Annotated in this window: 4 protein-coding genes and 1 pseudogene; 3 read left to right on the forward strand and 2 right to left on the reverse strand. The window is 42.8% G+C overall.

Annotated features, from left to right (window positions below):
• Both BMY75_RS18585 and BMY75_RS17140 read left to right on the forward strand, forming a co-directional pair.
• A pseudogene (locus BMY75_RS18585) lies at window positions 1-459 on the forward strand (BspA family leucine-rich repeat surface protein); the annotation flags it as partial.
• A gap of 219 nt (window positions 460-678) precedes the next feature.
• A complete protein-coding gene (locus tag BMY75_RS17140; RefSeq protein ID WP_074836393.1) occupies window positions 679-2,868 on the forward strand; it encodes a leucine-rich repeat protein in 2,190 nt (729 codons plus the stop codon).
• Between the two features lie 588 nt (window positions 2,869-3,456).
• Here the strand turns inward: BMY75_RS17140 and BMY75_RS17145 are convergent.
• Window positions 3,457-6,486, reverse strand: coding sequence for a BspA family leucine-rich repeat surface protein (locus BMY75_RS17145; RefSeq protein ID WP_081350610.1), 3,030 nt, complete (start codon window positions 6,484-6,486; stop codon window positions 3,457-3,459).
• A gap of 443 nt (window positions 6,487-6,929) precedes the next feature.
• The gene (locus tag BMY75_RS17150; RefSeq protein WP_074836396.1) at window positions 6,930-8,087 is read right to left on the reverse strand and encodes a dockerin type I repeat-containing protein; all 1,158 of its coding nucleotides are present in this window, start codon (window positions 8,085-8,087) and stop codon (window positions 6,930-6,932) included.
• Between the two features lie 768 nt (window positions 8,088-8,855).
• Between BMY75_RS17150 and BMY75_RS17160 the strand changes: the two genes are divergently transcribed.
• Window positions 8,856-9,107, forward strand: a 252-nt coding sequence (locus tag BMY75_RS17160) for a transposase family protein (protein WP_139199898.1), incomplete at its 3' end; no start/stop codon positions are given.

Consider the following 9,107-nt stretch of genomic DNA (forward strand, 5'->3'; position numbering starts at 1 on the left):
CCTAAGTACAACAATGGCTGGGATGTAATCGCTAAGCCTGACGGATCACTTGTGAACAAGGCTGACGGCACTCATCACAGATACCTGTTCTGGGACGCTGTAAACTGCCGTACAGAATTTGATCTTTCCAAGGGATTCTGTGTAGCTGGCAGTGATACCGAGAATTTCCTCAAAGAAAAACTCAGCTATATGGGTCTGACCGAAGAAGAGATGAATGAGTTCATCGTATACTGGCTGCCAAGAATGGAGCATAACAAGTATAATCTCATTTCCTTCCAGAGTGATAAGTATACGGATTCCGCAAAGCTTAACATCACACCAACACCCGACAGTATGCTGCGCGTATTCATGACGTATGTACCTCTTGAAGAAGCTGTGGACATCGAACCGCAGGAGCTGTCCACATTTGAAAGAAGTGGCTTCACAGTTGTTGAATGGGGCGGTTCCGAAATAAAATAAGAGTGTTATTTATAAAGGGCTGTGTCAGCCGTGTGAGAGATCGTACTCTCATGCGGCTGTTCATAACCCACGTTTTTTATCATCTACCAACAAGAAGACTCACACATCTAAAGGCAAGTACACATATAGAAACCCCGGTGGTTTTAATTGATATATGCTATTATCTATATACGGAGAAATTTATATCAAATCATATTTAATAAACGGAGGTACAGGATAATGAAAAAGTCTGTTAAACGTTTAGCTGCCTGCGCGGCAGCTTTGGGGCTTGTGTTCGGAGAAACCGGGCTTCCCGAAGCGGGCGCGGGGATTTTTGTCGATATTTCGGCAAGCGCTGCCACAACGAACAAAAACAGCGGCACCTGCGGCTATGGTCTTTCTTGGACGCTTGACGACCTCGGAACGCTCACCATTACAGACGACGGCACGAGCAACGGCTCTATGCACGATTATTTTTACACGAGTGAATCGCCCTTTTACGGAGATTCCCGAATAAAGAACGTAATTATCGGCGACGGCGTCAGTACCATCGGGTACAGCGCTTTTGAGAGTTGCCCGAATCTCGAGAAGGTCACGTTTCCTGACAGCCTTCATATAATAGGTCCCGAGGCTTTCAAGGACTGCACAAACCTTGCGGAGATCAACACCCCCGACAGCGTGTTATACATCGAGCGCGATGCGTTTGAAAATACTGCATGGTTAAAGACGAAGCAAGAGGCTGACCCGCTTGTCATATTCGGTCACATTCTGCTGAACGGGCAGACTGCAGCAGGCGATGTGGTCGTTCCCGAGGGCATTACGGCAATCGGCGAATACGCTTTTAAAAACTGCGAGGAGCTTACAAGCGTTGTTCTCCCCGACGGCGTTACCGATGTTCAGATGTCAGCTTTCTATAACTGTAAAAATCTGAAAAGCATAAATTTCCCCGACGGGCTTGTAAGCATCGATGATTCCGCTTTCTCCCACTGTGAAAGCCTGACGAGCGCTGATCTGCCCGAAAGCCTTACGACACTCTCGCCATATTCCTTCCTTTACTGCACCGCCCTTGAAGACATCACTATCCCCGAAGGCGTTCGGGAGATCGAAGCAAGCACGTTCAAAGGTACAGCATGGATCAAAGCGCAGAAGGAAAAAAGTCCTTTTATTGTCATAAACGGGATCCTTGTCGACGCGAGCGGGGCATCGGGAGAAGTCACCGTTCCGGACGGCGTTACCCGCATCGGCGGGCTTTCGTTCTCCGACGGTGCGGAGGTGACAAAAGTAGTCATTCCCGAGGGCGTAACGGTCATTGACGCAGAGGCATTCTCCGGCTGCCGGACGCTTGAAAGTGTTTCCATTCCGAACAGCGTCAGAAAGATCGGCGAGGACGCTTTCTTAGGGTGTGCAATGAAAGAGGTAACTATCCCGCCTAGTGTAACGGAGATCGACAGTCATGCTTTCGGATTCAGCGAGCGTCATTATTTCGGATACGAATCCATTTATGACAGGATCAGGGGTTTCACAATACACTGCTGCTCCCTTTCGGCTGGCGCGGAATACGCGGAGAAGCACAACTTCAACATTGATTACGCGGAGGAAATTTTTGCGCTGTCGCTTAAAGCTAGTACCGATCAGGTCAAGCCCGGCGAGACCTTTACCGTCACGCTGAATATCGACGAGAACACGGGAATCAACGGCTTTGCGGCAAATATCGGCTTTGATAACTCGGCGTTTGAGCTTATCGGAGGCGAAATAGACGATGAGATAAAGGTCAGAACGGGTTCGCTTTACGATATGAACAAAAGCGGTCTTATCCCGCTGACATGGTCGGACGAAAAAATAAAGGCCGAACACGGCTACTCCGGCTACTACGGCTACATCGACATCTACAACTACTACGATGAGCTCAACTCCATCAACGCCTTCGACTACCGTGCCTTCTATGACTACTTCGGCTTCAAATGCTTTTACCGCAACAAAGGCAATGTCTTGACATTGAAGCTCAGGGCGAAAACCGATGTATCCGCGGGAAGCTACAATTTTACGCTGACGGGCTGCAAAGCTGCGAAAACCGATTTCAACGGTTATGGAAACACAGTCCGTGTTCCGGTCAAAGCTTCGGGGTGCAGTATGAAAATCGACAGCGCCTCCGATCTGCCCTATCCTGTTGTCAGTGTCGAATCAAATGGCAGGCAGTTCCGTTTTAAATGGAACCCTGTTAACTATGCTGAGAAGTACGCCGTGGCGGTATATATTGCGGGCAAGTGGAAAATACAGACTCAGTCTATCCCCGCTTCGACTCTTAGCTACACCTCGCCGAAAAACCTTACTCCCGGCAAGACCTACAAGGTTGCAATAGCTGCAAAGGTAAACTGTGAATGGACAGTAGCAGACGCAATAAAGCACGCTGTGACTGTCACAGTAAAATAAACCACATTAAACATTACAAGCATATCAATGCTTTTTTCAACTATAAGTATAAAACAATCAATTTCCTTTGTAATAACGGCAGATGTAGACTTCACCTACATCTGCCGTTATTTAATTATATATGTCTGAATCTTTTTTTGCACATAAAAGATTCAGACATTCAGATTATTATTCAATGAATACTCATTGTAATTCATCTTTCCCTGACTGTTAAAGAATGTACCCAACAGTTCGAAGGCATTTCTGAACATATTTTAGAGCAGGTACCGACAAACACGGCAAGATACTTATCAATAAGGCATCGCTTATGAAGAGATTAGGATTCATCTAATTTAATAACATTCACGGCATATCTCTATATAAAGTCTTACATTCGTAAAACTGTTCCCGGCATTAGCATTTCGGGAGCTTTGTTTTCATAAACGTTTTGATTCTTAGTGCTAATTGAAACAGCTGGTTCAAAATTTTTCGGCTGTCTATCGGAGGTAGCTAAGTTTTATCATGATAAAAAACGGGGGCTGTGAACAGCCGCATGAGAGTATGATCTCTCACACGGCTGACACAGCCCATAAAAATAACAATCCTATTTTATATTTCGGAACCGCCCCATTCAACGACTGTGAAGCCACTTCTTTCAAATGTGGACAGCTCCTGCGGTTCGATGTCCACAGCCTCTTCAAGAGGTACATATGTCATGAATACGCGCAGCATACTGTCGGGTTCAGGGGTGATGTTAAGCTTTGCGGAATCTGTATATTTATCACTCTGGAAGGATATGAGATTATATTTGTTATGCTCCATTTGTGGCAGCCAGTATACGATAAACTCATTCATTTCATCTTCGGTCAGACCCATATAGCTGAGCTTTTCTTTGAGGAAATTCTCGGTATCACTGCCTGCTACACAAAATCCCTTGGAAAAATCAAAGTCTGTACGGCAGTTTACAGCATCCCAGAACAAGTATCTGTGATGAGAGCCGTCAGCCTTGTTCACAAGTGATCCGTCAGGCTTAGCGACCACATCCCAGCCGTTGTTGTACTTAGGATAGGTAGTGGAAAGATCAGCTTCGGTCAGCTCGACCTCAACATGAACGTCGGTCTCCTTTTCGGGATATAGGTAGATAACAGGCTTTTTAACTATAAGCGACCTAATTTGGATCTGTCTTTCGCCAAATTCATTCATGACCTGTACCCAGCCGTACTTTCCCTTATACTCTGTAAATGCCCAGTTATCATTATTATTCATAACGCCGAGTTCCTGAAGGGAAGTTTTTCCGGGGATCGTTGTAACTTTACCGTAGCTTGTATCGGGTCCGAGATACATAGTGATCTCATCGGCTATAACATATAAATCCGAACCAAACCTGATCTCTCTGTCAGGCTTGACATAGGAATTATAGTCGACTATGGTACAGGTCACAGCATTTTTGATAGCGTTTGCAGTGTCCCATTTTCCGTTAACTCTAGCGGCGATAGCTACTTGGTAAGTCTTACCGGGAGTGAGATTCTTGGGAGAAGTGTAAACTGTATCAGTGATGTTCTGTGCCTGAACTTTCCACTTACCTGCAAGATATACAGCTATACCGTAACTATCAGCACCTTTGACTTTGTTCCATGTAAATCTCACCTGACGGTATTTATCGTTGTATTCGACTTTTATGTTTGTGGGGTATGTTATAGGATCTCCGGTAAAAATAATGTATGTGTTATTGCCTTTATTTTCGATATCTGCAAATTCTCCGCTTCCGCTTACAACAACAGAAGTTGCATTAGCATTTACCCAGCCGTCTTCGTTGGGAAGTTCGGCTTCTTCTTTTATTCTTTTGAAATTCTTTCCAAGAGTAAGATTTTTCAGATTATTACAATCTTTAAACATCCGACCCATATCTTTGACCTTGCTTGTATCAAAACTGCTAAGATCGAGTGTTTCCAAGCCGGAACAGCCGGAGAACATATTGTACATTTCTGTGACCTTGCTTGTATCGAAACTGGTCAGATCAAGTTTACTCAGGCCGGTGCAGCCTTTGAACATATTATGCGTCCATATGACCTTGCTTGTATCAAAATTGCTCAAATCAAGTTCAGTCAAACCGGAACAACTATCGAACATATTGTGCATATATGTAACTTTGCTAGTATCAAAACCGCTCACATCAAGTTCGGTCAAACCGGAACAGCGACCGAACATCCAGCCCATATTTGTAGTCTTTTTTGTATCAAATCCGCTCACATCGATCGAAGTCAGACTCGAACATCCGTTAAACAAACTGATCATAGATTCTACATTGCTTGTATCAAACGAACTTACATCGATCGATGTCAAACCGGAGCACCCATAGAACATACCTGCAATACTTGTCGAATTTCTAATATCAAATCCGCTAACATCAATTGAGGTAAGGCCGTAACAATTGGCGAAGATAAATGACATACTTTCGACATTGCTTGTATCAAATCCACTTACATCAAGCGAAGTAAGTTTGGAACATTCATAAAACAACTCGTCCATATTTGTTACATTGCCGGTATCAAATCCGCTTATATCAAGTTTCTTCAAACCTGAACAGTAATAGAACATTCTCGTCATATATTCTACATTACTTGTATCAAAAGTACTAAGATCAAGTTTTGTCAGACCTCTACAGCCGCCAAACATGTTAGTCATATCTATTACATTACTTGTATCAAATACACTTACATCAAGTTCTGACAAACCTGTACAATAATAAAACATCCGCCCCATATATGATACATTGCTTGTATTGAATCCGCTCAGATCAAGTGTGGTCAAAGCGCAACAATTTGAGAACATGCTGTCCATATTTTTTACTTTGGAGGTATTTAAGCCTGTCAAATCAAGCTTGGACAGTTTTTTACATTCTGAGAACATCCTGCTCATATCTTTAACATTGCTTGTATCCAAACCACTTATATTGATAGAAGTAAGTTCATAACATTTCTCAAACATACTGCTCATATTTGTGACTTTACTTGTATTCAAGCCGCTTATATCGATAGAAGTAAGTCCGTTACAGCTTTCAAACATTCTGCCCATATTTGTAACGTTGCTAGTATCAAATCCGCTTACATCAAGCGAAGTCAGACTCTTACAGCCTGAAAACATTGCACCCATATATTCAACATTGCTTGTGTCAAATCCGCTTACATCAAGCTCAGTCAGTTCGGAACAGCCGGAAAACATTGTGGCCATGTTTGTAACACTGCTTGTGTCAAATCCGCTCACATTAAGTGTAGTCAGACCCGAACAGCCTGAAAACATACCACGCATATTTGTAACATTGCTTGTATCTGCATCTGAAAGATCAATAGTAATACAGTATTTGTAATCCTTAAACAGCTCACTGCAATCTTCAGGCAAAACTGTTCCCTCTAAAGCTACTATGGTCTTTACATACGACCTGTAACAAAAATCTCTTACAGCTTCACCATCGACCTCGCCCCTGAGAAACATTACACCGGAGTTTTGATCGTAAGAAAAATAGTTTGCACTTTCAGCGTGCGCAGTTATGTTCTGTGTTATTATCGGAGCACCATAGCTTACTGAACCTGCCACCATACAAAACGACATCAATACTGCCAAAACTTCTTTCATCTTCATTTTAATTACCTCCTGGAATTCTCTTGTTGAAAATGGCTATATTTATCAATATATCCCAAATTATGATAGCACATGTACCTATCAATGTCAATAATTTCGATATATTTTCTTAATCGTTCGTTGCTTATTCATAATAGAAAATCATATTAATGTATATTTTGACTGCGAATAAAAAATGAAGAAAAAATTCACTCGCCACAATTCTATATTATATCATGAAAACTCTGAATAAAAAAGAGAAAACCTCAACAAAGATATATCGGCTCTTTCGTGCAAATCGAAAAAATTGATGACTATCCCTTTAGCACACCAGCTGTACGACATACGTATGGATCTTTCCTGATACTTTTATAAATAAACAAGGCATTCACCAAACGATGAATGCCTTGTAATTTATTCGCCTTGAGATTCAGCTCCGCTGAGCGTAATTCCGATCATCTGAATCATGCTTCAGGAAGGGTATCTATCTTTCTCAGAATATATTTTCTGACAGCCTCAGCATCTGCATCGGTTATGCCATCGCCAACGCCCGAACAATCAGCGTTTATTTTTCCCTGCTCAGTCAGCTTATACTTTGAAGGTGCTGACAATGTCTGCTTGATAAGTACGAAATCAGAAATATCCACTTTTCCGTCGCAGTTTGCATCACCATAAACTGTCTTTGAAATATCCGGAATATTGCTCTCTGTTATGGGAGCCATGCTAGGCTCGGTATCACCCCACCAGTCCCAACGGTCAGCGGTACGGTATTTCTCCATATTTCCGCCTGCCGAAGTCCAGGTAAACACATTGTCGTAAAGATGCCCTTCGTAATAATAAAATTGTGCCATCGAACAGATCTCATCAGCATAGGTCTTGTATGCACCATCGTCCTCAGCCATATAGCACCAGCCTGTATTAAAACCCTTCAGGCTGTTCCTTATGACCTGATAACCGTGCATTCCTTCTTCATTAATACAGATCTCAGCAAAGTGGAGTATCTTTCTGATACCCATGTGATTTGAGATTATACAATCATAGAAATTGGATTCCGTGAAAGAATACTGAAACATCTCAGGAACGTTGTCCTCGGGCATGAACTTGGGGTCGCAGTCTGCAAAAGCAGTAACAGCGGTCTGAAGAGTACCGTATGCATGGGCAGAGTTAACACCCCAGCCGTCTTCATAAGCTGTTTCATGGTCTGAGCCTATCTTGCCTTCTCCCAGAGTAGATTCACGGGAACCAAGTCCAAGAAACAAAGCATATACCTTTTCACGCTCCGGCTGTCCAAGACGAGTGGAGATAAGATCCCAGTGCTCATCTATCTCTTTATAGAGAGCGTACTTTACCTCCTGAACTGTCATATTATGGTTGATAGCGCGTATCTCAGCCGTAGAAGCGTTTGCAGGAGTATTCCTCTCCCCAAAGCCAAGGGGATTGCCAACTCCTTCCTTCTGTATATCACGGGAAGTATCGTGCAGAGGTTCGCAGGTATTTCCGGCACAATACCATTCGTCTGCCGAAGCAACAGTAGAAGCAGCCATATCACCTGCCGATATCGACAGTGATGATACAATCATTGCAGCCGCGGTAATGACACCGAAAAATCGTCTTTTATTCATAAAAATCACCTCATGTTTTGAGTCGTTTTACTGACACGGACAGACCTCCGTCAAAGCCAAATTGACGTCTGACCAAATTTACGTTACATATTATATCACATTTCCCTGTAAATTTCAATACAATATTATGAAATATGGTTATCCCCTTAACACACCTAACGCTGTATGGATCATTTCGTTTTCTTGGTAAGTTTCAGCGATCATTGCTTTGAAGTTTGATATAACTTTATGCATCCGGTTCAGCTGACCGCTTGTCGGATAATATGTCTCAAAAACATGGAAGTATTTCTGTGCCAGCGGCTTCTTGTAGCTTCGGGTATTATCGCTAACGATTTTCGAGAAACTTCTGTACGTATAATGCAGAAGTCGGGAGTTGGTTAGGGGAAAAGAACAATTTTTTCAGACTTTAATCTGTTCTTCGTAATCCTTAATAGAAAGTTCTTTACTATACACCTTCTGTCGTTCAAGCTAAAGAGGTGTCGAAATCGAGTACAAGGAAATGATCGGGTATGTTGAAAAAGTTCTGAAATTCATAGGCGATGAATGACTGAGACCCTGACGAGATTGTATATGACGAACCCAAAACCGCAGCTGCACGGGCTTGGAACTGTACGGTGCCGTTCTCTGAACCGCCCGCTCACGGTCGTTGACCGCACCACGAATAAGACGCTGCTTTGGGGCTCTCCCTCAAATATCCGTAAATCTCTTGATTATCCCCCTTAGATATGCTATAATAATATCAATATCATATCAAGGCGGTGATTCTACATGACATCTTTAGATATCAATAAGTTCTTTCCAGAGCAACTTAAAATACAAGAGATTTCTGAAACTAATGAAAAGATCAGCATAGAATTGGAATCTCAGACAAAGCAGGGAATCTGTCCATGCTGCGGCGTTGTCAGCCAAAGTTGTCATGGTACTTATGTAAGAAAAGTACAGGATCTTCCGATGATGGGAAAAGCCGTCATTTTGCAGATAAAGGCTTATGAATACAACTGTGAAGACCCTGATTGTGAA

This window comes from Hominimerdicola alba (assembly GCF_900109655.1).
In the GTDB taxonomy this organism is placed as follows: Bacteria; Bacillota; Clostridia; order Oscillospirales; family Ruminococcaceae; genus Hominimerdicola; species Hominimerdicola alba_B.